This is a genomic window from Actinomycetospora sp. 2LY8.5 (assembly GCF_057180585.1).
The window spans coordinates 1-26,123 of record NZ_JBXUHE010000053.1 but is presented as its reverse complement, the minus strand read 5'-3'; the positions used below and the strand labels follow the sequence as shown (position 1 = coordinate 26,123).

At 75.2% G+C, this 26,123-nt stretch carries 27 protein-coding genes; 15 read left to right on the top strand and 12 right to left on the bottom strand.

The features are described 5' to 3' along the window. Positions 1-24: 24 nt before the first annotated feature. Entirely contained in the window at positions 25-1,224 is a 1,200-nt protein-coding gene (locus AC2A1K_RS32095) for an ROK family transcriptional regulator (protein ID WP_483900412.1), read from the bottom strand. 158 nt (positions 1,225-1,382) lie between these two features. On the opposite strand from AC2A1K_RS32095, the gene AC2A1K_RS32090 reads away from it, so the two are divergent. Genes AC2A1K_RS32090 through AC2A1K_RS32080 form a run of 3 tightly spaced genes read left to right on the top strand, consistent with a single transcriptional unit; the run spans position 1,383 to position 2,887 of the window. Continuing rightward, positions 1,383-1,820, top strand: coding sequence for an SRPBCC domain-containing protein (locus AC2A1K_RS32090; RefSeq protein WP_483900411.1), 438 nt, complete (start codon positions 1,383-1,385; stop codon positions 1,818-1,820). Further along, complete coding sequence (locus AC2A1K_RS32085) at positions 1,807-2,178, top strand: ArsR/SmtB family transcription factor (protein ID WP_483900410.1); 372 nt, start codon at positions 1,807-1,809, stop codon at positions 2,176-2,178. The genes AC2A1K_RS32090 and AC2A1K_RS32085 overlap by 14 nt, the downstream gene beginning before the upstream one ends. Further along, positions 2,168-2,887 carry a DUF899 family protein gene (locus tag AC2A1K_RS32080; RefSeq protein ID WP_483900409.1) on the top strand — a complete coding sequence of 240 codons (720 nt, stop codon included), beginning with the start codon at positions 2,168-2,170 and terminating at the stop codon, positions 2,885-2,887. The genes AC2A1K_RS32085 and AC2A1K_RS32080 overlap by 11 nt, the downstream gene beginning before the upstream one ends. A 257-nt stretch (positions 2,888-3,144) precedes the next feature. Here the strand turns inward: AC2A1K_RS32080 and AC2A1K_RS32075 are convergent, their stop codons facing one another. From AC2A1K_RS32075 to AC2A1K_RS32055, 5 genes are all read right to left on the bottom strand, one after another. Beyond that, the gene (locus tag AC2A1K_RS32075) at positions 3,145-4,065 is read right to left on the bottom strand and encodes a phosphatidylinositol mannoside acyltransferase (protein WP_483900408.1); all 921 of its coding nucleotides are present in this window, start codon (positions 4,063-4,065) and stop codon (positions 3,145-3,147) included. Then, on the bottom strand, positions 4,062-4,748 hold the full coding sequence (gene pgsA, locus AC2A1K_RS32070; RefSeq protein WP_483900407.1) for a phosphatidylinositol phosphate synthase: 687 nt from the start codon (positions 4,746-4,748) through the stop codon (positions 4,062-4,064). Before pgsA ends, AC2A1K_RS32075 begins: the two co-directional genes overlap by 4 nt. After that, positions 4,745-5,302 (bottom strand): HIT family protein, encoded by a 558-nt coding sequence (locus AC2A1K_RS32065; RefSeq protein ID WP_483900419.1) that lies wholly within the window; start codon positions 5,300-5,302, stop codon positions 4,745-4,747. Before AC2A1K_RS32065 ends, pgsA begins: the two co-directional genes overlap by 4 nt. A 209-nt stretch (positions 5,303-5,511) precedes the next feature. Beyond that, positions 5,512-7,596, bottom strand: coding sequence for a threonine--tRNA ligase (gene thrS, locus AC2A1K_RS32060; protein WP_483900406.1), 2,085 nt, complete (start codon positions 7,594-7,596; stop codon positions 5,512-5,514). A 38-nt stretch (positions 7,597-7,634) separates the two neighbouring features. After that, positions 7,635-8,954: an alpha/beta hydrolase fold domain-containing protein gene (locus AC2A1K_RS32055; protein ID WP_483900405.1), complete on the bottom strand. Its 1,320-nt coding sequence runs from the start codon at positions 8,952-8,954 to the stop codon at positions 7,635-7,637. Positions 8,955-9,072: 118 nt separating this feature from the next. On the opposite strand from AC2A1K_RS32055, the gene AC2A1K_RS32050 reads away from it, so the two are divergent. Next, the gene (locus AC2A1K_RS32050) at positions 9,073-10,383 is read left to right on the top strand and encodes a PucR family transcriptional regulator (RefSeq protein ID WP_483900404.1); all 1,311 of its coding nucleotides are present in this window, start codon (positions 9,073-9,075) and stop codon (positions 10,381-10,383) included. A gap of 36 nt (positions 10,384-10,419) precedes the next feature. Here the strand turns inward: AC2A1K_RS32050 and AC2A1K_RS32045 are convergent, their stop codons facing one another. The 3 genes from AC2A1K_RS32045 to AC2A1K_RS32035 form a co-directional block, all read right to left on the bottom strand. Further along, positions 10,420-11,574 (bottom strand): fatty acid desaturase family protein, encoded by a 1,155-nt coding sequence (locus tag AC2A1K_RS32045; protein ID WP_483900418.1) that lies wholly within the window; start codon positions 11,572-11,574, stop codon positions 10,420-10,422. A gap of 265 nt (positions 11,575-11,839) precedes the next feature. Further along, positions 11,840-13,117: an iron-containing alcohol dehydrogenase family protein gene (locus AC2A1K_RS32040; protein ID WP_483900403.1), complete on the bottom strand. Its 1,278-nt coding sequence runs from the start codon at positions 13,115-13,117 to the stop codon at positions 11,840-11,842. 33 nt (positions 13,118-13,150) lie between these two features. Further along, a complete protein-coding gene (locus tag AC2A1K_RS32035) occupies positions 13,151-14,236 on the bottom strand; it encodes a mandelate racemase/muconate lactonizing enzyme family protein (protein WP_483900402.1) in 1,086 nt (361 codons plus the stop codon). 71 nt (positions 14,237-14,307) lie between these two features. On the opposite strand from AC2A1K_RS32035, the gene AC2A1K_RS32030 reads away from it, so the two are divergent. Both AC2A1K_RS32030 and AC2A1K_RS32025 read left to right on the top strand, forming a co-directional pair. Then, positions 14,308-14,760 carry a hypothetical protein gene (locus AC2A1K_RS32030; protein ID WP_483900401.1) on the top strand — a complete coding sequence of 151 codons (453 nt, stop codon included), beginning with the start codon at positions 14,308-14,310 and terminating at the stop codon, positions 14,758-14,760. Further along, positions 14,757-15,479 carry an IclR family transcriptional regulator gene (locus tag AC2A1K_RS32025; RefSeq protein ID WP_483900400.1) on the top strand — a complete coding sequence of 241 codons (723 nt, stop codon included), beginning with the start codon at positions 14,757-14,759 and terminating at the stop codon, positions 15,477-15,479. The genes AC2A1K_RS32030 and AC2A1K_RS32025 overlap by 4 nt, the downstream gene beginning before the upstream one ends. A 32-nt stretch (positions 15,480-15,511) precedes the next feature. Here AC2A1K_RS32025 and AC2A1K_RS32020 read toward each other — a convergent pair whose 3' ends face one another. Both AC2A1K_RS32020 and AC2A1K_RS32015 read right to left on the bottom strand, forming a co-directional pair. Next, a complete protein-coding gene (locus tag AC2A1K_RS32020) occupies positions 15,512-16,693 on the bottom strand; it encodes an MFS transporter (protein ID WP_483900399.1) in 1,182 nt (393 codons plus the stop codon). 60 nt (positions 16,694-16,753) lie between these two features. Further along, the gene (locus AC2A1K_RS32015; RefSeq protein ID WP_483900398.1) at positions 16,754-17,314 is read right to left on the bottom strand and encodes an MOSC domain-containing protein; all 561 of its coding nucleotides are present in this window, start codon (positions 17,312-17,314) and stop codon (positions 16,754-16,756) included. Positions 17,315-17,398: 84 nt separating this feature from the next. Between AC2A1K_RS32015 and AC2A1K_RS32010 the strand changes: the two genes are divergently transcribed. Continuing rightward, on the top strand, positions 17,399-18,514 hold the full coding sequence (locus tag AC2A1K_RS32010) for an N-acetylglucosamine-6-phosphate deacetylase (protein ID WP_483900397.1): 1,116 nt from the start codon (positions 17,399-17,401) through the stop codon (positions 18,512-18,514). A gap of 214 nt (positions 18,515-18,728) precedes the next feature. On the opposite strand, the gene AC2A1K_RS32005 is transcribed toward AC2A1K_RS32010, so the two are convergent. Beyond that, on the bottom strand, positions 18,729-18,932 hold the full coding sequence (locus AC2A1K_RS32005; RefSeq protein ID WP_483900396.1) for a hypothetical protein: 204 nt from the start codon (positions 18,930-18,932) through the stop codon (positions 18,729-18,731). Between the two features lie 13 nt (positions 18,933-18,945). Here AC2A1K_RS32005 and AC2A1K_RS32000 point away from each other — a divergent pair, with 13 nt between their 5' ends. The 8 genes from AC2A1K_RS32000 to AC2A1K_RS31965 all read left to right on the top strand — a co-directional run bounded on the left by AC2A1K_RS32000 (position 18,946) and on the right by AC2A1K_RS31965 (position 25,996). Next, positions 18,946-19,968, top strand: a complete 1,023-nt coding sequence (locus AC2A1K_RS32000) for a glycosyltransferase family 2 protein (protein ID WP_483900395.1) — start codon at positions 18,946-18,948, stop codon at positions 19,966-19,968. A 40-nt stretch (positions 19,969-20,008) separates the two neighbouring features. After that, positions 20,009-20,188, top strand: a complete 180-nt coding sequence (locus AC2A1K_RS31995) for a hypothetical protein (protein ID WP_483900394.1) — start codon at positions 20,009-20,011, stop codon at positions 20,186-20,188. A gap of 4 nt (positions 20,189-20,192) precedes the next feature. Beyond that, the gene (locus AC2A1K_RS31990) at positions 20,193-21,017 is read left to right on the top strand and encodes a polysaccharide deacetylase family protein (protein ID WP_483900393.1); all 825 of its coding nucleotides are present in this window, start codon (positions 20,193-20,195) and stop codon (positions 21,015-21,017) included. Then, a complete protein-coding gene (locus tag AC2A1K_RS31985; RefSeq protein WP_483900392.1) occupies positions 21,014-22,510 on the top strand; it encodes a lanthionine synthetase LanC family protein in 1,497 nt (498 codons plus the stop codon). Before AC2A1K_RS31990 ends, AC2A1K_RS31985 begins: the two co-directional genes overlap by 4 nt. A 126-nt stretch (positions 22,511-22,636) precedes the next feature. Continuing rightward, the gene (locus tag AC2A1K_RS31980) at positions 22,637-23,149 is read left to right on the top strand and encodes a CvpA family protein (RefSeq protein ID WP_483900391.1); all 513 of its coding nucleotides are present in this window, start codon (positions 22,637-22,639) and stop codon (positions 23,147-23,149) included. A 2-nt stretch (positions 23,150-23,151) separates the two neighbouring features. Next, a complete protein-coding gene (locus tag AC2A1K_RS31975) occupies positions 23,152-24,231 on the top strand; it encodes a hypothetical protein (protein ID WP_483900390.1) in 1,080 nt (359 codons plus the stop codon). 34 nt (positions 24,232-24,265) lie between these two features. Then, positions 24,266-25,099, top strand: a complete 834-nt coding sequence (locus tag AC2A1K_RS31970) for a hypothetical protein (protein ID WP_483900389.1) — start codon at positions 24,266-24,268, stop codon at positions 25,097-25,099. A gap of 408 nt (positions 25,100-25,507) precedes the next feature. Next, complete coding sequence (locus AC2A1K_RS31965; RefSeq protein ID WP_483900388.1) at positions 25,508-25,996, top strand: MarR family winged helix-turn-helix transcriptional regulator; 489 nt, start codon at positions 25,508-25,510, stop codon at positions 25,994-25,996. The last annotated feature ends 127 nt before the right edge of the window (positions 25,997-26,123 follow it).

The following is a 26,123-nucleotide window of genomic DNA, read 5'->3' as shown; positions in this document are numbered from 1 at the left end:
GGGGTGACGGAAAGTCCCACCTGGTCAGGCAGCACACCGGTCGAGGGCCAGCGCGAGCGCCCCGAGCACCGGCGCGTGCTCGGCCAGCTCGGCGACGACGACCTCCGCCGTGCGGGTCGTCCCGGGCAGCGCCGCGGCCCCGAGCGCGGCGTGCAGCGGCGCGAGGAGGAGATCTCCGGCCTGCGCGAGCTCGCCGCCGACGACGATGCGCCGCGGGGTCAGCACGGTGCACAGCCCGGCGAGCGCGACTCCGACATGATGTCCGGTGTCGGCCAGGATGCGTGACGCCGGCGCGTAGTCGTCGCGGGCGCGGGCGACCACCTCGGCGACCGTGAGCGGAGCCCCGAGCAGCGGCTCGAGCATCGCCGTCACCGTGCGGGTGGACACCACCGTCTCGAGGCAGCCGCGGTGCCCGCAGCGGCACACCGCGGCGAAGCGGTCGCCCTGGTCGACCACCACGTGCCCGATCTCGCCCGCCGTGCCGTCGGGCCCCCGGTAGAGGCGCCCGCCGAGGACGAGTCCGGCGCCGACGCCGTCGGAGAGCTTGAGGAAGATCCCGTCGTCGACCCCCCGCAGCGCGCCCCACCGCTGCTCGGCAAGGGTGCCGAGGGTCGCGTCGTTGTCGACCCAGCTCGGCACCCCGAGGTGCTCGGACACCCGCCCGGCCAGCGGGACGCCGACCCAGCCGGGGAGCACGCCGGAGGCGCCGACGGCCCCGGTCACGAGGTCGAGCGGGGCCGGCAGCCCCACCACCGCACCGCGCAGGGCCGCGCGGTGGGCCCCGACGCGCTCGAGCGCGGTGTCGAGCAGCCCGGCGGCGGTGTCGAGACCGTCGGCGACGCCGTGGCCGTCGGTGAGGTCGGCGCGGATCTCCGTGCGCTCCGGTGGGACGGGCTGCCCGGCGGCGGCCGTCGGGTCGGCGACGTCGGCGAGGGCGACCCGCACGTGACGGTGCCCGAAGTCGATGCCCGCGACGATCCCGGCGCCCCGGACCAGGCGCACGGCGCGCACGCGGCGCCCGGCGCGCACCTCGTCGCCCGCCACGAGCACGCCCGCGGCCCCCAGGTCGCGCACGATGTTCGACACCGTGGCGGGCGCCAGGCCGGTGGCCCCGGCGATCTCCGCCTGCGTCGGCGCCCCGCTCGCGCGCACCGCGTCGAGGACTCGCCGCCGGTTCGCGTCGCGCAGACCGGCCGGCGAGCCGGGCCGCGACGCCGTGTTCATGCAATGAACGATACCGCGTCGTTGTGTGCTCCACGTCACGCCTAGCCCGAACGGGCGCACTCACCGCGCGCATCGCTTGCCCACCCGGCGACCGCCTTGACGCAACTCAACGGTTGCCATAGTTTCGCAACCAATGAGTTGCTATCTGAGGAGGCACCGTGGGATTCCCCGACCGGATCGAGCGCACGGTGGAGCTGGCCCATCGCCCGGAGGTCGTCTGGGACGCCCTGACCACCGGCGAGGGCCTGCGCTCCTGGCTCGGCGACCGGGCGTCGATCGACCTGCGCCCCGGCGGGTCCGCCGAGGTCGTCTGGACCAGCGAGAACGCCACCGCGGAGATGCGTGTCGAGCGCGTCGAGGAGCCGCGGGTCCTCGGCTTCACCTGGCGCGTCGACGGCATGGCCCGCGACGACCCGCGACGCACCTACGTCGAGTTCACCCTCGAGCCGACGCCCGCGGGCACGCGGCTGCACCTCGTCGAGTCCGGCTTCGCCCAGCTGCCCGACGACGGCCACCGGAACGGCTATGCCTCGCACGACGACGGCTGGACCCACGAGCTCGGCGAACTCGTGGCGTACCTCGATGCAGCAGCCTGAGCCCGACGATCAGGAAGCGATCGCCGAGCAGGTGTTCGTCGCCCTCGCCGACCCGACCCGGCGGGCCGTCCTCGCCGCGCTCGCCGTGGGCGGGCCCGCCACCGCCACCGACCTCGCGGCACGCCTGCCCATCTCGCGCCAGGCCGTCGCCAAGCACCTGGCCCGGCTCGGCGACGCGGGGCTCGTCACCGCCGAGCCGGGCGAGCGCCGCCGCGTCCGCTTCCGGCTGCGGTCGGCGCCGATGCGGGTGGCCCAGCAGTTCCTCGCCGCGCTCACTCGCGACTGGGACGACCGCCTCGACGCGCTCGTCGCCCATCTCGACAGCACCGAGAACCCAGGAGAAGGACATGACCACTGAGCTGCCCCCTGAGCTGCCCCCGATCGTCGACCGCGCCACGTGGCAGGAGCAGCGCGACAGCCTGCTCGTCCGCGAGAAGGCGCACACGCGCGCGGGCGACGCGATCGCCGCGGCCCGGCGCCGCCTGCCGATGGTGGAGGTCGACGCCGCCACGGAGATGACCGGCGCCGACGGGCCGACGTCGTTGCTCGACGCGTTCGAGGGCCGCGACCGCCTCGTCGCCTACGCCCAGATGTGGCATGCGGGGCATCCCGCTGCCGAGCAGTGCCAGGGCTGCACGTACTACAACAGCCAGGTCCGCGAGCTGGCCTACCTGCACGCCCGTGGGGTCACGTACGCGACGTTCGTCCAGGGCCCGTGGGAGGAGTCCGAGCGCTACCGCGCGTTCATGGGCTGGGACGTCCCCTGGTACGCCGTCGGGCAGCCGAACCCGGCGCTCGATCTCGACGGCGGGTTCAGGCTGCTGGCCTACCTGCGCGTCGGCGACCGTGTCTTCGAGACCTACCGGACCACGGGTCGCGGTGTGGAGGTCATGTCCCCGACCTACGGCCTGCTCGACATGACCGTGTACGGCCGCGGCGAGACGTGGGAGAACTCCCCGGCCGGGTGGCCCCAGCCGGTGGTCGCGGACGGGGACGATCTGCTGGTCGAGGGGCGCCCGACCGCCCAGTGGCCCCGGATCGCGGCGGGCCACACGCCCGCTCCCTGAGGGCTCCGGGCGGGAGCGAGGGCTCCGGGCGGGAGCGAGGGCGTCCCTCGCTGCCTCCCACGCAGTCGGGGAGCCCCTCGCTCGCTCGCGAGTCGCCGACCCGAGAGAGCGAGGGCGTCCCTCGCTGCCTCCCACGCACTCAGGGAGTCCCTCGCTCGCTCGCGAGGTCGCCGACCCGAGAGAGCGAGGGCGTCCCTCGCTGCCTCCCACGCACTCAGGGAGTCCCTCGCTCCACCCTCGCCGGGGCGGGGGGCGCGTCAGGGCAGGTCGTGCCAGACGCGCTGGAGCATGTGCCAGTCCTCGGGGTGCTCGGCGATGTCGCCGGCGAACACGTCGGCGACGCGCTGGGTGGCGGCGGGGACGGCGGCGCGGTCGGGCACGGGCACCGGGGGGTGGATGCGGAAGTGCCAGCCCTCCTCCCCCGTCACCGGGTCCTCGGTGAACCACAGTCCCACCGGCAGTAGCGCGGCGCCGGTGCTCGCGGCGAGCGACGCCGGGCCCGGCGGCATCGAGGCCGGCGCGCCGAAGAAGGTCACGGGCACACCGTGGGCCGAGAGGTCCCGGTCGGCCACCAGGCACACGACCTTTCCCGCGCGCAGGGAGCGGACGAGCCCGCGCACGGGGGCCTCGCCGCCAGTCATCGGCAGGATCTCGAAACCGAGCGACTCGCGGAACGCCACGAAGCGCTCGTACAGCGACTCGGGCTTGAGGCGCTCGACGACCGTGGTGAACGGGCCCGAGTGCGCGACCAGCCACAGCCCCGCCATGTCCCAGTTGCCCGAGTGGGTCAGGGCGACGACGACCCCGCGCCCGGCGGCAAGGGCCTCGTCGAGGTGCTCCTGGCCCTCGACGACGGGTCGGCGCGCCAGCGCCGCGTGGTCCATCGCCGGCAGCCGGAACGCCTCGCGCCAGTAACGGGCGTAGGAGCGCAGGCCGGCCGCGGTCAGCGCGTCGAGCCCGTCGGCGTCGAGGTCGCGGCGCACGCGGCCGAGGTTCGCGCGCAGCCGCGCGGTCCCGCGGCCGCCCCGGCGGGCGGCGAGGTCGGCGCCCGCGCGGAACGCCCACCGCGCCGCCGGTTCCGGCACCGCGCGGACGAGGCGCCAGCCCGCGGCGTAACCGATCTCGCTGGCCCGTTCCCCGAGCGAGAGCGCGGACGGCGCGTCGGCGGTCGTGGTCACGCGGACCCCGGGCCGTTCGGGGCGGGGTGGTCCGAGTGGTCCGGGTGCGCAGTGGGCTGCGTGTGCCCGGTGGCGGCCCCGTACTGGTCGCGGGCACTGCGCCACACCGCGACCACGCGCTGGCCGATCGTGATCAACGAGCCCACCACGAGCAGCCAGAGCGCCACGTCGAGGGCGTAGGGCACGCCGAGACCGGTGAGCCCACAGCCGGCGAGGCCGAGGATCAGGCGCTCGGCCCGCTCGACCAGCCCGCCGTCGGCGCGCAGGCCGGCGGCCTCGGCGCGGGCCTTGATGTAGGAGATCAGCTGGCCGGTGATCAGACAGGCGAGCGCGAGGCCCGCGAGCAGCGGCCGGTCGACGCTGAACGCCCACCACGTGATGCCGGCGAACACCGCGCCGTCGACGAGCCGGTCGCCGACCGAGTCGAGCACGCCGCCGAAGGGGCTCGCCACCCCCCGCGCGCGCGCCATCGCGCCGTCGAGCACGTCGAGCATCGCGAACGCCCACACCACCAGCGACGCCGCGAACAGGTGTCCGGTGGGGATGAGCCACAGCGCGGACGCCGTGGACGCCACCGTCCCGAAGATCGTGACGACGTCGGGGTGCACCCCGCGGCGGACCAACCACGACGCCGTCGGCTCGACGCCGCCTCTCATGGCCGCGCGGGCCCACTCGTTGATCATGTGCTCGGTCCTCGGGTCGAGCTCCGCTCCGCTCCGTCTCCCGGCCAGGCGCTCGCCAGACGCTCCCGGGTCTCGGCCAGGAGCTGCGGGATCACCTTGGTCTGCCCGACCACGGTGATGAAGTTGGCGTCGCCGCCCCAGCGCGGCACGACGTGCTGGTGCAGGTGGTCGGCGAGCGAGCCGCCCGCGACGTGCCCGAGGTTGATGCCGACGTTGAAGCCGTGCGGCGCGGCCACCGCGCGCAGGGCCCGCACCGCCTGCTGCGTCACACCGACGAGCTCGGCGGACTCCTCGAGGTCCAGCTCGTCGAGCCCGGCGACGTGGCGGTACGGCACGACCATGAGGTGACCCGGGTTGTACGGGTGCAGGTTGAGCACCGCGTACACGCGCTCACCGCGGTGCAGGACCAGCCCGTCCTCGTCGGACAGGGTCGGGATCCGGCACAGCGGGCACTTCCCGGACTCCTCGCCCGTGCCGGTCTCCCCCGCGATGTAGGCCATCCGGTGCGGTGCCCACAGGCGCCGGAAGCCGTCGGGCGTGCCGGCGCCCCCCAGTTCGTCGAGGTTCGAGGCGTCGACGGTCGAGCTCCGCTGCGCTGCGTCTCCCGTGCCCTGGGTCGAGCTCCGCTGCGCTGCGTCTCCCGTGCCCTGGGTCGAGCTCCGCTCCGCTGCGTCTCCCGCGCCCTGGGTCGAGCTCCGCTCCGCTTCGTCTCCCGCGCCCTGGGTCGAGCTCCGCTCCGCTTCGTCTCCCGACACCTCGCTCATCAGGGCGCGAACTTCTCCGCATCGGGTGAGGCGTTCTCGCGGCGGCGCACCCAGTCGACGACGGCGGCGACCGCGTCGTCCACCGGGACCGCGTTGCGCTGCGAGCCGTCACGGAAGCGGAACGACACCGCGCCGTTCCACACGGACCCGTCGCTTCGCTCGCCGGAGGCCTCGACGTCCTTGCCGCCCGCGAGCAACAGGAACGGCACCTTCTGCAGGGTGTGCGTCCGGATCTTCTTCTGCATCCGGTCGTCGGAGTCGTCGACCTCGACCCGCAATCCCTCGGCCCGCAGCCGGGCGGCGACCTCGGCCACGTAGCCCGCCTGGTCGCCCGAGACCGGGATGCCGACCACCTGCACCGGCGCGAGCCAGGCCGGGAACGCGCCGGCGTAGTGCTCGGTGAGCACGCCGAAGAAGCGCTCGATCGACCCGAACAGCGCGCGGTGGATCATCACCGGTCGCTGGCGCGAGCCGTCGGAGGCCGTGTACTCCAGCTCGAAGCGGTCCGGGAGCATCATGTCGACCTGGATCGTGGACATCTGCCAGGTGCGCCCGATCGCGTCCCTGGCCTGCACCGAGATCTTCGGGGCGTAGAACGCGGCGCCCCCGGGGTCGAGCACGAGGTCGAGGCCCGCGCCCTCGGCGACCTCGCGCAGGACGTCGGTCGCCTCCTCCCACGCCTCGTCCGATCCGATCGACTTCTCCGGGTTGCGGGTCGAGAGCTCGAGGTAGAAGTCGTCGAGCCCGTAGTCGCGCAGCAGGTCGAGCACGAACGCCAGCAGCGAGCGGATCTCGTCGCGCATCTGCTCGCGCGTGCAGTAGATGTGCGCGTCGTCCTGGGTGAAGCCGCGGGCGCGCGTGAGGCCGTGCACCACGCCGGACTTCTCGTACCGGTAGACCGTGCCGAACTCGAAGAGCCGCAGCGGCAGCTCCCGGTACGACCGCCCACGCGCCCGGTAGATCAGGTTGTGCATCGGGCAGTTCATCGGCTTGAGGTAGTAGTCGATGCCCTGGCGCTTGAGCTCGCCGGCGTCGTCGTACTCGGCGTCGAGGTGCATCGCGGGGAACATGCCCTCGCGGTACCAGTCGAGGTGCCCCGAGACCTCGAACAGCTCGCCCTTGGTGGCGTGCGGGGTGTTGACGAACTCGTAGCCGGCCTCGGCGTGGCGGCGGCGGCTGTAGTCCTCCAGCTCCTTGCGGACGATCCCGCCCTTGGGGTGGAAGACCGGCAGGCCCGAGCCGATCTCGTCGGGGAAGCTGAACAGGTCCAGCTCGGCGCCCAGGCGGCGGTGGTCGCGGCGCTCGGCCTCGGCGATCCGCTCGAGGTACGCGTCCTGGGCCTCCGGCGACTCCCACGCCGTCCCGTAGATCCGCTGCAGCTGGGCGTTGCGCTGGTCGCCGCGCCAGTAGGCGGCGGCGCTGCGCGTGATCTTGAACGCCGGGATGAACCCGGTGGTCGGGATGTGCGGGCCGCGGCACAGGTCGCCCCAGACGCGCTCGCCGGTGTGGGCGTGGACGTTGTCGTAGGCGGTGAGGCCGCCCTCGCCGACCTCCATGACCTCGGAGGTGTCGACGGAGCCCTTCAGATCCACCAGCTCGAGCTTGAACGGCTCGCCCGCCAGCTCCTCGCGGGCGGCCTCGAGCGAGTCGTACTCGCGGCGCACGAAGCGCTGCTTCGCCTTGACGATCTTGCGCATCGCCTTCTCGAGGGCCTCGAGGTCCTCGGGCGTGAAGGGGCGGTCGACGGCGAAGTCGTAGTAGAAGCCGTCGGTGACCGGCGGGCCGATCCCGAGCTTCGCCTCGGGGAACATCTGCTGGACCGCCTGGGCCAGCACGTGCGCCGCCGAGTGGCGGATGACCGCCCGCCCGTCCTCGGTGTCCGCGGGCACCGGCGTGACGTCGACGTCCGCGTCGGGGCTCCACGAGAGGTCCTTGAGCGCTCCGTCGGGGTCGCGCACGACCACCACCGTCTGCGGCCCGCTGGTCGGCAGGCCCGCCTCGCGGACCGCCTGGCCCGCGGTGGTGCCCGCCGTCACCGGCACGCTGGCGGCGACGAGGGGTTGGGGCGGGGCGAGCGAGGACACGACGGACTCCTGGGGATGTCGAACGAGGTCACTCCAGCCTATCGATCGACCGGGCCGTGGATCGTGGGGTGGCCCCGTCCGACCACCGTCTCCAGGAACGCCGCGACGGCCCGGACGGCGGCCAGGGTGCGGGCGGTCGGCACGAGGTCGAAGCCGTGCTGGGCGTGCGCGAGCTCGGCGTGCACCACCGGCGCGCGGGACACCGCCCGCAGCCGGGCCACGAACGCCCGGCTCTGGGCGGGCACCACGATCGCGTCGCCGGTGCCGTGCAGGACCATGAACGGCGGCGCGCCCGCGTGCACGCGAGCCGACGGGGAGGCAGCCACGTAGGGGTGGGCGTCCTGGTCGAGCGCGGTCGGCATCATCGTCTCGGCGAGCAGCTCGTCGAGGGTGCCGCTGCCGTCGTCGCTGGTCAGGTCGTAGATGCCGTAGAGGCACACGGCGGCGGCGACCGAGGTGTCGGCGTCGGCGAATCCGGGCTGCCACGCGCCCGGGGTGAGCGCCGCGAGCGCGGCGAGGTGGGCGCCGGACGAGCCCCCCGTGATCGCGATGCGGTCGGGGTCGCCGCCGTGCTCGGCGACGTGGGCGCGGGTCCAGGCCAGCGCGCGCTTGATGTCGACGATCTGCGCGGGCCAGCGCTCGGCCGGCCCGAGGCGGTGGTCGACGCTGACGCACACCCAGCCGCGCCCGACCATGTGCGCCATCAGGGGGTGCGCGTCGGCGGCCTTGCTGCCGGTCGACCACGCCCCGCCGTGGATCTGCACGAGCACCGGCGCCCGGGCGCCGGGCGCGAGGAGCGGGTCGCGCCAGACGTCGAGGAGGTTCGCCACCGGGTCGGGGCCGTACGGGACGTCCCGGACGGTCGCGTAGCGGCTCCGGCCGAGGATCGACCGCAGCACCCTGCCCCTGCGGCACGCAGCGAAGCAGAGCTGCCGCGCCGCAGGCCCATCACCGTCGGGGAGCTCCGCCGGGCCCAGCTCGGCCGCCAGGGCCTCGGCGAGGTTCGCGGCATCGGCCCGCGCGCCGCGGTCGAGACCGAGGAGCACCCCGACCGCACCGGCCGCGACGGCGAGTCCGACCCGGCCCGCCGGGTTCCCCACCGCCCCGCGCCGCAGGGCGACGCCGGCGGCCACGCCCACCAGCAGCGCCGTCGCGCGCGGGGTCTCGGTGGCCGTCGAGGACAGCAGGCTGCCCACCACCGCGGCGGGCCAGCGTCGCGTCAGCGGTCGCAACCCGGACCCGGCGACGAGCGCGGCCACGGTGCCGACCAGCAGCGACGTCCGGGCACCCGGCTCCGCCAGCTCGGTGCGCAGCCGTGCCGAGAACGCGCCGACGAGCGCACACACCGGCCGGGTCACGCGCTCATGGTGGACCCCGGGTCACACGACGGCCCGCCCGAGTCATCTGCGCCACGTCGCCCCGCGCGATGGCCGGAGGATCCTGGCGTCTCCCCGCGATCCTGCGACACTGGGCGACGTGAGCGACGGTGTGTGCCCGGTGACGGACGCATCGCAACGGCATCCGTGGGCGGACGTGCCCTCGGCGGCGGGCGCGCGCCTTCGTCCGGTGGTTCTCGGCGCCGGCGACGAGATCATCGCTGCGGTGCGCGCCGAGGTCGCCGAGTACGCGCTGTCGATGGACGGCGAGTTCGGGCGCCGCATCCGTCTCGGCGTGTCGGTCGCGCTCGACCAGTTCCTCGACCTGCTCGGCACCGACGACGCGCTCCCCGACACCACCGTGTACTTCGAGCTGGGCCGCGTCGAGCACCGCCACGGCCGCACGATGGACGCCCTGCAGAGCGCCTACCGGATCGGCTCGCGGGTGCTGTGGCGGCGCATCGCCGCCACGAGCGACGGCAGCCATCACGGCAACGGTCACAGCACCAGCCATGGCACCGGCACGGACACCGGCACGGACACCGGCACGGGCACCGGCACCGGCACCGACGCGCCCGACGACCTGGGGCTGGGCGCGGACGCGATCTTCCGGCTCGCCGAGGCCCTGTTCGCCTACATCGAGCAGCTCGCCGCGGCCTCGGTCTCGGGCTACGCCTACGAGCAGTCGCTGGCGGCCGGGTCACGCCAGGCGCGCCAGCACGCCCTGGTCGAGCGCCTCTGCCGGGCGCCGGCTCCCGAACAGCCCGAGCTCGACGCGCTCGCCCGTGAGGCCGGCTGGACCCCGCCGAAGTCGGTGGGCGCCCTGGTCATCGCCGAGGAGTCGCTGGCCGTGGCGTGCCGGCGCCTGCCGCCCGAGATCGCCGCGTCCGTCGTGGACGGCGTCGGGATCGTGTTCGTGCCGGATCCGGACGGGCCGGGCCGGGCCGACGCCCTCGCCGACGCCGTGGGCAGCATCCCGGCGGTGCTCGGGCCGACGGTCACGTCCGACCAGATCCCCCGCACCGTCACCCGCGCCCGGGCGGCGTGGGCGCTGCAGCTCGACGGCCACCTGCCCGGGGACGGGCTGCTGCGCGCCGAGGACCACCTGCTCGCGCTGCTCCTGCACGCCGACGTCACCCTGACCGCCGACCTCGTGGCCCAGCGGCTCGAGCCCCTGCGGCGCATGACGTCGGCGGCGCGCGACCGGGCCGTCACCACGCTGACCGCCTGGCTCGACGCCCACGGCGACGTGGCCGAGGCGGCCACCCGCCTGCACGTGCACCCGCAGACCGTGCGCTACCGGCTCGCGCGGCTCAAGGAGGCGTTCGCGGGCGTCCTCGACGACCCGGTGGGACGCCTGGAGGTCGCCCTGGCGCTGCGCGCCGGAGGCCCGGGTCTCGCCGAGGGCTGAGCCCGGTCGACGGGACCCGGGCCGACGGCTGCTCGGTCAGGCCGCGGCGGCCGGGACGGCGGCGTCGAGCGACTCCGCGCGCCGCCGGCCGAAGGGCAGGGCGCGCAGGCGCTGCTTCGCGGTGCGCTTGTGGCCGCCGGGGAACGACAGGCGGGCGATCTTGCCCAGCACGCCGCCGTACTGCTTCCACATCGGGCCCGAGTGGTAGGGCAGCCCGTAGCGGCGGCACAGGTCGCGGACCTGCGGCGCGATCGTGCGGTACCGGTTCGAGGGCATGTCCGGGAACAGGTGGTGCTCGATCTGGTGCGAGAGGTTGCCGGTCATGATGTGCAGGAGCTGCGAGCCCTCGATGTTGGCCGAGCCGAGCATCTGGCGGACGTACCACTCGGCCTGCGACTCGTTCTCCAGGCGCTCCTCGTCGAAGGTCTCGACCTCGACCGGGAAGTGTCCGCAGAAGATCACGGCGTGCGACCAGACGTTGCGGATGAGGTTGGCCAGCAGCCCGCCGACCAGCGCCGGGACGAACGACGGCCCCGACAGCGCCGGGAACACGACGAAGTCCTTGAGCGCCTGCTTGCCGGCCTTGCGGCCCATCGCCTTGAGCTCGGGGAGCTTGTCCTTCCAGGTCTTCTCACCGCGCTGGATCTGGTCCAGCTCGAGGTCGAAGGCCGCGATGCCCCACTCGAAGATCATCGCCAGGCCGGCGTTGGTGACGGTCTGGAACAGGTAGATCGGCTGCCACGGCTGCTCGGGGTCGACCCGCAGCACGTTGTAGCCGATGTCCCGGTCCTTGCCGTGCACGTTGGTGTACGTGTGGTGCAGGTAGTTGTGGGTCTGCTGCCAGCTCGACGCGGTCGAGACGTGGTCCCACTCCCAGGTCGTGGAGTTGATCTCCGGGTCGCGCATCCAGTCCCACTGGCCGTGCAGGACGTTGTGCCCGATCTCCATGTTCTCGAGGATCTTGGCGAGCGCGAGCGACGCGGTGCCGGCCAGGAACGCCGGCGGGAACAGCGCGCCGAGCAGCAGGACGCGCCCGGCCGCCTCGAAACCACGTTGTGTGCGGATGACGCGGCGGATGTAGCGGGCGTCCTTGTCACCGAGCGTGCTCATGACGCTGTCGCGCAGCGCCTCGAGCTCGGCGCCGAGCCGTTCGATGTCCTCGACGCTGAGGTGCTCGGTCGACGGGGTGATGTGCGCCGTGCTCGCGCCCGGGCGGCCGGGCCCGGTCGGCGTCTTCGCCTTGTTGATGCGGGTGACGTGCTCGGGAATCGTCTCGAGGGCGGTCACGTGGCCTCCTGCGGAGTCCGGGGGGAGCGGGTCGAGCGCCCGGAGGGCCCTCTGCTGATCACACTCCCGACGGTAAGGACCGCCTTGCTCCCGGCTCTACGCGCGCAGCGAGGAGTCCGCGACCAAACCTGTTGCATGACCTCAAATCCGGACGGGCGCGCCCTCGGGTTCAGCAGCGGGACAGCAGTGTGACCAGTTCGTCCGCCGATGTCGGATGTCGCGGGGCGTTCCGGCTCACCGGATCGGCCAGCGCCGTGCCCGCCAGCGCGGCGTACAGGTCGGGCCCGGCGTGCAGGTCGGCGACCGTGACCCGCGTCCCGACGGCCTCGAGCGCCCCGCCGAGCGCGTCGGGCAACGCCGCCGCCGACGGCAGCCCGGCCGCCTCGGCGGCGCGCCCCCACCCCGCGGGGTCGGCGTCCAGCGACCAGCCCACGACCTCGGGCAGCACCGCGGCGAGCGCCGACCCGTGGATCGCGCCGGTGTGCAGGCTCAGCGCGTGCGCGAGCCCGTGCACCAGGCCGAGGCCACTGCGTGTGAGCGCCTGGCCTGCGAGGTGGGCGGCGACGAGCATCTCGGCGCGCGCCCGGCGGCCCATCTCGTCCGGTCGAGCTCCCCTGTCGGCGCGCTCCCCCTTCCGCTGCCTCTCCCCCGCGTCGGCGACCGCGACCGGCAGCCAGGTCCACGCCCGGCGCACGGCCTCGGCGGCGAACGCCTCCGACATCGGGTCGCGACCCCGCGAGGCCAGCGACTCGAGCCCGTGGACCAGCGCGTCGACGCCGGTCGCGGCCGTGGCCGCCGCCGGCAGCCCGTAGGTGAGCTCGGGGTCGAGCACCGCCACCCGGGGCACGACGCTGGCGTCGCCGCAGTAGACCTTCCGGCGGGTCGCGGTCTCCCCGGGTCGAGCTCCCCGATCCGTGTGCTCCCCTGGATGCTCCGTCTCCCGGACGTCCTCCAGGACACCGAACCCGTTGGTCTCCGCGCCCGTCCCCGCCGTGGTCGGGACCGCCACCACCGGCAGACCCGGCGCGGGGGTCGTGCCGCTGCCGTCGGCGCGGGCGCCCGGACTCGGCGCGAGCAGCGCGATGCCCTTGGCCGCGTCGAGGCTCGACCCGCCGCCGAGCGCGAGGACGGCATCGAGGCCCAGGGCGCGCGCGTGCTCGGCACCCTGCTCGACGACCTCGACCGAGGGGTTGCCGCATACCGCGTCGAAGACCTCGACGGCGACCCCGGCGGCCGCGATCGGCGCCGTCACCGCGTCGACGACCCCGGCGGCCTGCAGGCCCGCGTCGGTCACCACGAGCACCCGTCGGGCCCCCTGCGCGGCAAGGTGGCCGGGGATGCGGCCCACCGCGCCGGGTCCGAAGTCGACGACCGGCCCGGAGCCGGAGAGGAAGGCGGTCCCCGCGGCGACGCCGGCGCACGGGGAGGTGGTCACGGGCCCGGTCACGCTGCTCTCCTCGGGTTCTCTTCTCGGGGGTCGTCAGGCGAGCACGGCGCCCAGGCCGGGCGCGTCGGGCACCACCAGCATGCCGTCGGCGTCGGGGCGCAGGGGCTCGGCGAGCAGGAAGTCGCGGCGCTCCGGGGTCCAGCCGCCGGCGGGGTCGTCGGGGAACTCCAGGTACGGCCCCGCCCCGACGCCGGCCGCGACGTGCAGGTTCGCGAGCAGGCCGAGCCCGTTGGTCCACGTGTGCGGGGTGAAGCGGCGATGCCGTGCCCGCGCGGCCTCGGCCAGCTGGCGCGCGCGGGTCATGCCGAGCGCCAGCACGACGTCGGCCTGGTAGACGTCGAGCGCGTCGGCCTCGAGCAGCGCGAGGGTCTGCGGCAGCGAGTCGAGCATCTCCCCCGCCGCGATCCGCAGGCCCGGATTGTCGGCGCGCAACAGGCGGTGCCCGTCGGCGTCGGCGTACGGCAGCGGCTCCTCGACCCACGCGACGTCGTACTCCGCGAGCCGGCGCACGACGCGACGGACGTCGGCGAGCTCGAGGGGCTCGGTGACGTCGCCGGCCATCCGCCAGGCCTGGTTGAGGTCGACCATGATGTCGAGCCGGTCGTCGACGGCGTCGCGCACGGCGGCCACCGCCGCGACGCCCTGGCGCAGCCGCTCGGGGTGCGCCCGGATCTTGACGGCGCGGATGCCCTGCTCGACGAGCCGGTGCGCGTCCTCGGCGCGGCGGCCCGGCGCCTGCTCCGAGCACCACGACGCGTAGACCGGGAGGCGGTCGGTCACGCCGCCGAACAGCGTCGCGACGGGCAGCCCGGCGACCTGGCCGACGACGTCCCAGATCGCGGCTTCGAGCGGCCAGAAGCGCCCGGTGTGGAAGCCGACCGACTCGATGCGGCGGACCTGCACCTCGGTGGCGAGCGGGTCGGTGCCGAGGAACAGGTCGCGGTGGTCGTGGAAGCCGGCCATCGTGTCGCCGGACCCGACGCCCACGACGCCCTCGTCGGTCTCGACACGGACGATCGTGGCGGCGAACCGGGTGCGCGGGGCGGGGTCCCAGGCGGCGTGGCACGGCGGGTCGAGCACGGTCTCCCGGTGCTCGAGGCGGATGTCGGTGATCTTCATGCGGCGTTCTCCCCCCGGGGCTGGCGACGCCAGTGAAGAACCCGCTGCCCGGATCGGCAACAATCCGTGCGGTGAGCGCAAATGACCTGGCAGGGACGCTGTTGCTCGCCGTGCACGCGGCCGCGGTGTGGTTCTGCACGGGTCTGGTCTGGGTGATCCAGCTGCTGGTCTACCCGGGGTTCGCGCACATGGAGCGTGCTGACTGGGTCACGGTCCACCGCCGCCACACACGCCTCATGGGCCGGCTGATCGTCGCGCCGTGGCTCGCGCAGGGGGTGACGTGCGCGGTGCTGCTGGTCTGGCGGCCGCCCGGCGTCCCGGTCGTCCTGGCGCTGGCCGCGGGCCTGGGCGGGGTGGCGACGGTGGCGGTGACCGTCGCGATCTCGGTGCCGTGCCACGAGCGGCTCTCGGAGGGCTTCGACGCGCACGCCCTCGCGCGGCTGACCAGGACGAACTGGTGGCGGACGGCAGCGTGGACCCTCGGCGGGGCCGTGGCGCTGGTGATGATCGGGGTCGCCACGTGACCCGGCCGCGGTCCGCGGGCCTGCGTCGCGACGTCGACCTGCTGACCGTCCTCGCCACTCCGGAGGCCCGCGCCGCCGGGCTCGGGGTGAGCAGGCTCGCCGCGATCACCGGGCGGGAGGCGAGCCAGGTGTCCCGGGCGCTCGCGGCCCTGGAGGACGAGGGGCTGGTCGAGCGCGACGAACGCTCCCGGCGCTACGCCCTGGGCTGGCGGCTCTACGCCCTCGCCGCCGGGACCGCCGAGGCGCGCCTCGTGCGCTCGGCCGGGCCTGCGCTCGTCGCGCTCGCGGCCCGGACCGGCGAGAACGCCCACCTGTGCCGGTTGCACGGGCCCCGGGTGGCGACGCTGCTGACCGCCGAGGCGGGCGGGGGCGCCCCGCGGGCGCGCTTCGACGTCGACGACGTCCCCGCGGCGACCACGTCCACGGGGCGGGTGCTGCTCTCGGAGCGGGACGGCGCGGCGGCCCGGGCGGTCGGCGCCGACCCCGCGGTGCTCGCGGCGGCGCGCGAGGCCGGGTACGCGGTCGTCGACGGCGAGTTCGACCCTGCGCTGGCCGGGGCCGCGGCCCCGGTCCGCGGGTTCCACGGCGGCATCGTCGCCGCGCTGACGGTCTCGGGGCCGGCCGCCCGCCTGCGCCCCCACCTCGCGGCGCACGCCGCGGCGACCGCGACCGCCGCCTCGGACCTCTCCGTCGGCCTGGGCGCCGGACACCCCTTGTGAGCACTTTCCGGTGCTATAGCACCGGAAAGTGCTCACGTGCGGGGCAGGAACCAGATCACGACCCCGACCACGGCCACGACGCCGCCGAGCACGCAGACACCGAGCCAGCCGCTCGCCGGATAGAGCACCGACACCGCGGCCGAGGCGAGCGTGCCGCCGAGGAACGCGGACACCATGTACGCGGTGGTGATCCGGCTGCGCGCCTCCGGGGCGATCGCGTAGATGACGCTCTGGTGGCTGATCTGCAGCGCCTGCTGGGCGAGATCGAGCACGATCACCCCGGCGATCAGCGCCACCACCGACGCCCCGCCGAGCCCCAGCAGCGACCAGCTCGCGGCGAGCACGATCAGCGCCAGCGTGACGACGAGCCGCTGGTGGCCGTGGTCGGCCAGCCGCCCGGCCAGCGGCGCCATCGCCGCCCCCGCCAGCCCCGCGAGCCCGAACAGGCCCACCACCGCCGGCCCGTAGCCGTAGGGCGGGGCCGAGAGCAGGAAGTCGATCGAGGTCCACAGGATCGTGAAGCACCCCATGCCGACCGCGCCGAGCGCCATGCGCCGCCGCAGCTCGGGCTCGCGGCGCACGAGCCCGAGCACGGTGCGCAGCAGGCGTGGATAGCTCGCGGTCTCGGTGGCCGGCACGACCGGCAGCCCGAGGCGCACGACCACCGCGAGCAGCACCATCACGCCCGCCGCGGCCCCGAACACCCAGCGCCAGCCGCCGAACTCCGCGACCAGCCCGGCGACCGTACGGGCACCCAGGATGCCGATGAGCAGGCCGCTCATGACGGTGCCGACGACCTGGCCGCGCTCGTGGTCGCCGGCCAGGGACGCGGCGAGCGGCACGGCGATCTGGGCGACCGCGGAGGTGACGCCGACCAGCGCGATCGCGGCGGCGAGCAGCCCGAACCCGGGTGCGGCCGCGGCGAGCGCGAGCACCACGGCGCAGGCCGCGAGGAGCACGGTCACGAGCCGGCGGCGCTCCAGCAGGTCACCGAGCGGGACGAGCAGCGCCAGTGCGGTGGCGTAGCCGATCTGCGAGGCGGTGACGAGCAGGCCGGCCGCGCCGTCGCCGACCCCGAACGCCTCGCCGATCGTGTGCAGCAGCGGCTGCGCGTAGTAGATGTTCGCGACGGCCGCGCCGCAGAGCACCGCGAGCAGCAGGGTGCGCGCGCGCCCGATGCTCTGCTGTGTCGTCGTCGGCGTCTCGGCGCTCACCGGACGACCCTGCCCGCTGCGCGGGGTCCGCGACCCTGGTCGAGACGGATCCCACGCGGTTCAGGCGCGGGCGCGCCGCCGGTGCGGGAGTCCGGCGCGGGCCGGGTCCGGGTCGCCGAGTCCGTCGGACACGGCCACCGTCGCCGCCCCGAGCCGCAACGTCCCGGTCGACAGGGCCGCGCAGCGCACCCCGGCGCGCCCGCGCAGCGCCGCGTGGGCGCCGGGTGCGAGGACCGCGTCCATCCAGGCGCACGGCGCGGCCGGACGCCCGCCGCCGAGGACCACGGGGCCGTCGCCGGAGTCGATCGCGAACTCCCGTCCACGCAGCGCCTCCACCTCGAGGCCGCGGGTGAGGACCGTGCGGCGGGCCGCGGCCGGGTCGAAGGGCGGCACGCCGAGCTCGGCGGCCACGGCCTCCAGCGCCTCGATCGCGAGCACGGTGACTGCGGCGTCCCGGTGGGCCGCCCGCCCCGCGTAGCGGTCGCCGACGACGCCGGAACCCGCGCGGATCTCGAGGGAGTCCGGCGAGCTGGTGTCGACCGGCCGCGGGCCGTCCGACGGGCGTCCCTCGTACGCGTGCGCGGGCGCGACGACGAAGCCCACGATCTCGATCCCGGTCACTCCGTCCACGGTAGGACGGAGTCGCGAGCGGGGTGGCCGACGTGTTCCCGGGACACGGGTCGGCCACCCCACCACACTGACCCCGTGCGGTTGGGCGTCTCCGGAGCGGTCGTCGACGGGGCCTGGTGCCCCGGCGACGTCGAGATCGCCGACGGCCGGGTCGCCGCGGTCGGCCTCCCGGCAGGGCGAGGCGGGCGGATCGCGATCCCCGGCCTGGTCGACCTGCTCTGCCACGGCGGTGCCGGGGTCGACCTCGCGAGCGCGGCCGTCGAGGAGTTGGCGACGGTTCGGGCGGCCGCGGCTCGCGACGGCACGACGGCCCTGTGCCCCGCGCTGCTCACCGACGACCTCGAGCGCACGGTCGCCGCCCTGGCCCGCCTCGACGTCGCACGCGGGGACGACGTTCGGGGCGCTCGCCTGCTCGGCGCCCACCTCGAGGGCCCGTTCCTCGCCGCCGCCCGGATCGGCACCCACCCGCCCGAGCACCGCCGCGACCCCGACCCGGCGCTGCTCGCCCGCCTGCTCGACGCCGGCCGCGTCGACGTCGTCACCTTGGCTCCCGAGCTGCCCGGTGCGGGGGAACTGATCGATGTCCTCCGCGCCCGCGGGATCGTCGCGTCGGCCGGACACAGCGACGCCGACGCCCACACCGCGCACGCGGCGGTCGATCGCGGCGTCCGGGCGGCGACGCACCTGTACAACGCCATGAGCGGGCTCGCGCACCGCGCGCCGGGTCTCGCGGCGGTCGCGCTCACGCGTCCCGAGGTGGTGCCGACCCTCATCGGCGACGGCCACCACGTCGCCCCCGAGATGCTGCGCCTCGCCGCGGCCGCCGCGCCGGGGCGGTGGGCGCTGGTCACCGACGCCACCGCCGCCACGGGCCAGCCCGACGGCCCGTTCCGGCTCGCCGGGGTCCCGGTCACGCTCGTCGACGGGATCGTGCGCAACGCGGCCGGCGGGCTGGCCGGCGCGGCCGCGCCCCTGATCCGCGGCGTCCGCACCGCCGTCGCGGCGGGCGTCGACCTCGTCGAGGCCGTCGGCGCCGCGACGAGCGTGCCGGCGCGCCTCCTCGGGCGGTCGGACGTGGGCTGTCTCACCCGGGGTGGCGCCGCCGATCTCGTCCTCCTGGAGGAGACACTGAGCGTCACTCGGGTGTTCGTGCAGGGCCGCGAGATGGACGAAGAACCCACGACCGAGTGATGCTCCGATGTCACTGGGAACACCCGATTCTCACGATGGTGTAACGAAATCCCGGCTGTGTACGGTATGTCCCGCAGGCGGCCCACCGATCGGGTGAAGGCCGCCCGAGGACCGACCGGCGACACGAGCGAGGTGACGTGGCGAGCAGCCAGGCTGTGCGGACCGGGCGAGCCGACGGGTCTCCGTCGCGCACACCGGCACCGACCGGCACCCGTCACCGCCCGGCTCGCCGCTCCAGCGATCCGGACGCGCCGACGATCCAGCTGCGCACCGCGGTCGCCGCGCCGGCCGCCGTCCCGCCGCCGAGTCGGCGCCAGGTGCCTCGCCGGGAGACGCCGCCCGCGAAGACCCCCGCGAAGACCCCCGCGAGGACCCCGGCCGCGACCACGACCCGGACCCGGCGTTCCCGGACCACCACCGTCGCGGTTCTGGTGCCGGCGCACAACGAGGAGGAGGGCATCGCGGCCACGGTCGAGGGCCTGCTCTCCCAGGACGTCCCCGAGTGGCTCGAGATCTCCGGGATCGTCGTCGTCGCCAACAACTGCACCGACCGCACCGCCGAGATCGCGCGCCGCTACCCGGTCACCGTCCTCGAGATGCCGGACAACCCCGACAAGAAGGCCGGCGCGCTGAACCACGGCTGGCGCGTCGCGGCCCAGGACGCCGAGCTCGTGCTGACGATGGACGCGGACACCGTCCTGCTGGACGACACCGTCGCGGCGATGGCCTCGGAGCTGCGCGGCAACGTCGTGCTCGGCGCCGTGTGCGCCCGCTACTGGGCGAGCCCGGGCAAGGGCCTGGCCTGGCGGATGCAGCGCCTCGAGTACGCCCGGTACGACGACCTGCGCGACCTGCGGGGCTGGCGCGTGTCGGTGGCCAGCGGCGCGGCGGCGATGTACCGCGGCGCGGCGCTGGCGGCGGTCGCGAAGGCGCGCGAGGCCGGCGAGCCCTGGGACGGCTCGTCGCTGATCGAGGACTACGCGCTGACCCTGGAGCTCAAGGCGCTCGGGTGGCGCGTCGCCGCCGCCCGGAACGCGCATGTCTACACGACGCCGCCGGACACGTTCCGCGCGCTGTGGACCCAGCGCCTGCGGTGGGGCCGCGGCGGGATGGACGAATGCCTCAAGCGCGGCTGGTCGACCGCGACGCGCAAGGACATCCTCTCGTACGGGCTGTTCGGGTTCAGCGTGTTCTTCCGCGTGCTGTTCCTGACCATGCTCGCGCTCATGATCATCTATGCGGTGCCGTTCCGGTACGCGCTGATCGGGCTCATCCCGCTCGCCGTCATGTGGCTGGAGCGGATGACCTCGATGTGGCGGCTGCCGGGCCGGTCCGTCACCGACGTCGCGATCGTCGCGATCGTGCTGGTGGAGGACGTCTACGGGTTCTTCCTGGAGTGGTGCGCGGTGGTGGCGGCCTGGCGCTGTCTCAACGCGCGGCGCCAGGCGTGGTGAGCGGAATCGATCAGGGTTCGGAAGGGGACGGAGCGCGCGGATGTACGGCGAGCACTCGATGTACCTCACGAGCGGTGTCGGCGGTGGGACCACCGGACTGGCGTTGGCCGCGGCCACCGGGATCAATGTGATGGCCGCCGTCCTGCTGGGTGTGACCGTGATCTTCACGGCGATGCTGCTCGTGCGGATCGTGCGTCGCGGCGCCCGGCACCTGCGCTGAGCGCGTGTCCTTCGACGACCGGCGTCGCAACGTCCGTTCGCTGCTCTTCTTCGTCGTCGCCCTGGCGGGCACGGTCGTGGTGTCGTTCGTCGGCTCCTTCGCCGGCGCCGCGGACCGCGGCGAGCTCGCCCTCGGACCGCGCTACACCCCGACGGCCGCCGACCGGGCGCTCCCACCGACGCCCGACCAGCGCCCCGGGCCCCGCGTCGCGCTGACCTTCGACGACGGCCCGTCCCCACAGCTCACCCCGTACGTGCTCGACGTGCTCGCCGCGAAACGCGTCCGCGCGACCTTCTTCGTCCAGGGCGAGAACGCCGAACGGCACCCGGAACTGGTGGCGCGGATGCAGGCCGAGGGCCACGTCGTCGCCAACCACGCCTGGGAGCACGCCTGGTTCCCCGACCTGTCGACCGACGAAGCCGAGGCCGAGATCCGACGCACCAACGAGCTGCTCACGACCATCACCGGGGTGCGGCCCACGCTGTTCCGGTACCCGTTCGGTGAACCCTCGCCGGGCGGGGACGCCGCGCTGTCCCAGCTGGGGCTGTCCGGGGGGATCGGATGGAAGTGGACCTCGAACAAGGCCGGCGACTTCCAGTGCCCGGGCGCCGACGCGATGGTCGACTACGTGGCCACCGAGGCCGTCGACCAGGCGATGCTCCTGCTCCACGACGCGAACGACGTGCTGAAGTGCTCGCCCGACCAGCTGGGGTACCTGCCGCGCGCGATCGACGAGCTGCGCGCCCGGGGCTTCACGTTCGGGATCGTCGCGCCGTCGCCGGTGCGCTCGGCGGTCAACGAGGGCTCCCTCGCGGCGGTCGTGCCGTGAGGCGCGTCCTGGTCCTGGTGCTCGCCGCCGGCCTCCTCGCGGCCGGCTGCGCGTCGGCGCCCGCCGAGGAACCGGCCCCCGGGACGAACGCGGCCCCGCTCCCCACCGCGTTCGCCGACCAGCTGCTCGCCGACGCCGTGCCCGATCCGCTGGCCGCGCTGGGGGACGACGTCGCGGCGGAGCTGTCCGGCGCGCGCGCCTGGACCAGCTCGATCCAGGCCCCCAACCGCCAGACCGACCGCGACGTCGGCGCCGCGGGCATCGCGCACGGGTTCCTCGCGCTGGCCGCCGCGACGCCGGACCCCGCCGCGCGCGAGCGCTGGCTCGCCGCCGCGCGCTCGGCCGGGGACTTCCTGCTCGGGGCGTCACGCGGGGGTCGGGTCCCCGACTACGTCAACCCGGGCGGTCCCGCCGACCGCGGGTACACCTCGTTCGACGACGGCGCCGCGGGCATCGCCGAGGTGCTGTGGCGGATCGGCGAGGCCACCGGCGAGGAGCGCTACCGCGAGGGCGCCCGGGCGTCGCTGCAGTGGGTGCTCGACCGCGCCGAGGGCGTCGACGGCCTCCCCTGCCCGCAACGGTGCCGCTGGTCGTGGGCCGACATCGACGGCGGCGGCGAGCCCTCGTACCGCCACGGGATGGGCGAGGGCCAGTCCGGGATCGTCTACGCGCTCTCGGTCATGGGTGAGCGGCTAGGCGACCCCGAGCTCACCGCCCACGCGGCCGGCGGCGCGGCGTACCTGTCGAGCCGACTCGACGACGACGGCGGCCTGCCCGAGCGGGACGACGAGCCGCGGCGCAACACCGGCTTCCTCTCCGGCACCGCCGGCGCCGCCTTCGTGTTCCTGCGCATGTACCAGGCCACCGGCGACCAGCGCTGGCGACACGACGCCGAGTCCGCGCTGAGCTTCCTCGACCGCACCGCCCAGCCCGCGGGCCGGGGGCTGACCTGGCCGATACTGCTCGGCGCCGGGGCGGCGGCCCTGACCCCCGACAACCCGAACCGCGCCACCGGAATGGAGGAGGGCGCGGCCGGGATCGGGTGGGTGTCCCTGCAGGCGTACGCGATCCTCGGCGACGTCGGTCACCTCGAGCGCGCCCGCGCCGCCGGGCGCTGGCTCGTCGACGTCTCGCTGACCGAGCCGGTCGGCCGCGCCTGGGCCGAGTACGAGGGCAGCCCGACCGTCCACACCGCCACCAACAGCGGCGCGGCCGGCACGGGCTGGTTCCTCGACTCGCTGGGCCGCGTCACCGGCGACGACGAGTTCTCCGGCGCCGCCCGGGCGGCCCGCAACTGGCTCCTCGCCGTCGCGACCCCCGAGCACCGGTGGGGCGCGACCCGCGAGGCCGGCACGTGGACCCTCCCCGCGGAGCCGTCGTGGCACTGGGGATCGGCGGGAGTCATCGGCTTCCTGACCCGCATGGCCGGCGGACCCGTCGACAGCCCCGGCATGCAGGAGGTGCTGGTGCCACTCGAGGGTTCCCGTAACTGACCCGCCGCCCCGTCGATTCCGGGAATTAGTTCCCGATCGTCCTCCTCCGCCCCCGTCACGGGCGGCGTTGACTCGATGTCACCCGGCGCAGTCTGCCGGGAGTCGGGGTCGAGATCGGGAGGTTCAGTGACCGTCGTCGACATGCTGGTGCTCGCGGTGGTCGCCATCGCCGCGCTGCGCGGTTGGCGCCGCGGGGGCACGGGGCTCGTGCTGAAGGCCGCGGGCGCCGTGGCCGGTGTGCTGGTGGCGGGCGCGCTGGCCCGCTGGGTCGTACCCATGCTCGTCGCGGCGGACGACGGCGTGTCCCGCGGTGCTCTCGTGATCGGCGCCGCACTGGTCGGGGCGCTGATCGGCTGGGGAGTGGGCCGCCGGCTCGGCGACACCCTCGCCCGGCGCACCGGCGGCGGGCTCCGGCGCCCCGGCCTGCCCGACCGCGTGCTCGGCGTCGCCGCCCACGGCGCGCTGGCGCTCATGGTGCTCGTGCTGCTCACGGGGGTCGTCACGGCGTTCGGGCCCGCGGGTCTCGGCGACGCCGCGCGGGACAGTGCCGTGCTGGGCGCCGCCGCGGAGCGCCTGCCGAACCCGCTGCAGCTGCTGCCGGCCGAGGCGCCCACGCTGGCCGACGGGGGTGTGCGATGAGGATGCCCGCCTCGCTCCCCCGCCTCGTCGCCGGCGGCGCGGTCGTGCTGCTGCTGCTGACCTGGCTGGGCTCCGGTTCGTTCCTCCTCGCCCTGCTGGTCGTCGTCCTCGTCGGGGCGACGGCCGCGGGCGCCTGGTTGTTCGTGTCGTGGAGCGGGCGCACCTCGCGCGGTCAGGCCGGCGGCGCGTCGGGGATCGCCTCCGGGATCGCCGCCGCCCTGCCCACCACCGACCTCGGGCCGGCGCCGGCCGGCGAGCGGGTGCGCCGGACCCTGCGCGGCCTGCTCGGCCGGCCGTGGGTGCACGGCGACGGGCTGATCCGGGCGGCCGCGCGGCGGCTCGCCTCCGAGGACGCGCTGGTGTGGACGCCGCGGGGCCAGCGCGTCACGGCGCCGCACCTGTGGGTGGAGTTCCACTCCGACGACCTCGCCGACGTCGCTGCCCGCTGGCCGCTCGAGGTGCTGGCCGACGAGCTGCTCAGCGGCTACCTCGAGCACGCCCGCAGCACCGAGGCGCGCCGGATGGCCGAGCGGACCTACCTGCACCTGCTCGCGGGCACCGACGTCCCCGTCGGCCGCGTGCTCGTGACCGCCGCGTTCTCGCGGCCCGCCGCGACACCCGCGGCGACCACGTCGGCGACGGACCCGACCCCCTCGTCGGTGTCCGCGCCCTCCGCTCCGGCGGGTCCCCCCTCCCCGCCGGGGCCGCCCGGCCCGGCCGTGCCGGGGGCAGCCGGCCGGCCGGGTCCGGCGCTGCCACTGCCTCCCTCGCCTCGGCCGGCTCCGGCGCGGGGGCCGGCGGGGGGTTCCCGGGACTCCGTCGGGGGGTTCCGGGAAGGCGGAGCGCAGCGGAGCTCGACCATCGAACGCGGGGCCGGGTGGGGTCGGCCCGGTCGCGACAGCGACGACACCGCCGTCGTCACCGCACCGACCGCGCCCACCCGCGGCGCCACGCAGGTCGTCGCGCGTCCGACCCTCGTCGAGCGGGTCGTCGCGACGGCCAGGTCGGCACGAGGGGGCGCGGGACGACCCGGCGTATCCTGGGAACGACCGGCGGATCCCCGCCGCCGCGGGGGCGAGTGAGGCCCGTCCGCTCTCCGGCCGACCGGGAGGTGGCGTGACGCGACCCGCCGCGCGCCCACCCTGGTCCGGCCCCCCACAGGCTCCGGCTCCCCGCCTGCCCGTCGGCGGCCTCGCGGTCCTCGACGTGCGCACCGAGTACACGCAATCGGTGCCGTGGGGCGAGCGGATCACCCTCGGGCGCGGCGACGCGACCGGGCGTGCAGGCGTCGGCGGGTCGCGCCACGTGCCGGTCCCCGACGACCGGGTCTCGCGGCTGGCGGCCGAGATCGAGGTCCGCGACGACGCGTACCTGATCATCAACCGCCAACGTCACGGTGCCCTGCTGACGCTGTTCGTGCCCGGGGTGCCGGGCAAGGACCGCATCCGGGGCGGCAACGGCCTGCTCGTCCGCGACGACCGCTCCTCGCTCGGCCTGTGGTTCCCGGACGGCCAGGAGCTGACCCTGGCGCTGCTGCGCTTCGCGCCCTCCGCGGGAGCCGGGCCGTCCACCAGCGGCGGGCTCGCGGGTGGCCGCACGATCGACACGTCCCTGCCGACCGCCGAGACGTGGTGGTCCGTGCTGGTCGCCGCGTGCGGCCCCACCCTCATCGCGGCGGCCGCGGCGGGGCACGGCAGCGTGCCGCGCGACGTGCACGGCGACGCCGAGCAGATCGCCGACTGGCACCGCGCCGAGGGCCGTCCCGCGCCGAGCCCGAAGACCCAGAGCGAGGCGTTCCGGCACGCCCAGCGCTGGCTGCGCGGCCTGCGGCTCAACGACAAGACCCGGGGCTGGCGGATCGCGGTCGTCGAGCAGGTCATCCACCTGCGGCTGGTGACCCTCGACGACGTGCGCCTGCTCTTCCCGAGCCAGATGCCGAGCCGTCGGTGAGGTCCTGCTCGTGGATCGTGACGTCCGCGAGCGGGCGCGTGCCGTGCTCGGCCCGTCCAGGTGCGGCGGCGGCTCGTCGACGACCTCCCACTCCGCCACGAGCGCGCCCACGTCGGGCGTCGACCTGACGCGCGGTCCACGCCTCGTTGTGGTCGTCGGGTTCGTCGCCGGCGAGCACGTCGGCCCCCGATCCGCCGACACGCCGGTGACCAGCGCGATCACTCGCCGTTGGACGCGACTCCACTCCGCGATCTCGTCCACGGAACGACCGTCCCACCGTGCCCGGACGTTCGCTCACTGTACGAAGAACCGACCGCGCGCCCCGGTGAGCGCGTCACACGACCGTTTGGCAGTCTCGTGACCGCTGGTAACGCGTTGTGTGTCACTGAGTTGTGTCACAGTAGGCGAATGTCACGCGAGGGGGACGCGACGAACTCGGAGGGTGGCCCGGCCACTCCAGCCGTCATACGCCAAGCGCCCGGATACCTGGCCCGCCGCCTGCACCAGGCCTACATCGCCGCCTGGGCGCGTCGGGTCGATCCGGTCCTGACCGGTCCGCAATACGCCGTTCTGGTGACGGTGGACGCCCACCCGAGACTCGACCAGGGCTCGCTCGCCCACACGGTCGCGCTCGATCGCTCGACGATGGCCGACGTCTGCCGGCGTCTCGAGGACCGCGGGCTCATCGAACGCACCCAGGCCCCGGCCGACGGCCGGCGCAAGCTCCTCGGGCTCACCGACGAGGGCCGCGTCGCGCTCCAGCGCCTCCGGGACCGCGTCAGCGCCCTCGAGGACGAGCTGATGGCCGAGCACGCGGGCGGGCTCGGCGAGCTCCTCGATCGCCTCGACGCCCTGTCCCGCCGGTGGGAGACCGTCGCGACGGGGTCGGCGAGCTGACTAGTGCTGTATCAGGCAACGTTGGGTAGGTAATCGGGTCTGCGGATCTTGGAGTTGGCGGCGAAGCGGCGTTTCGGGGTGGCGTGGCGGTTGTGCCAGCGCACGTAGCCCGCGATCGCGGCTTGCT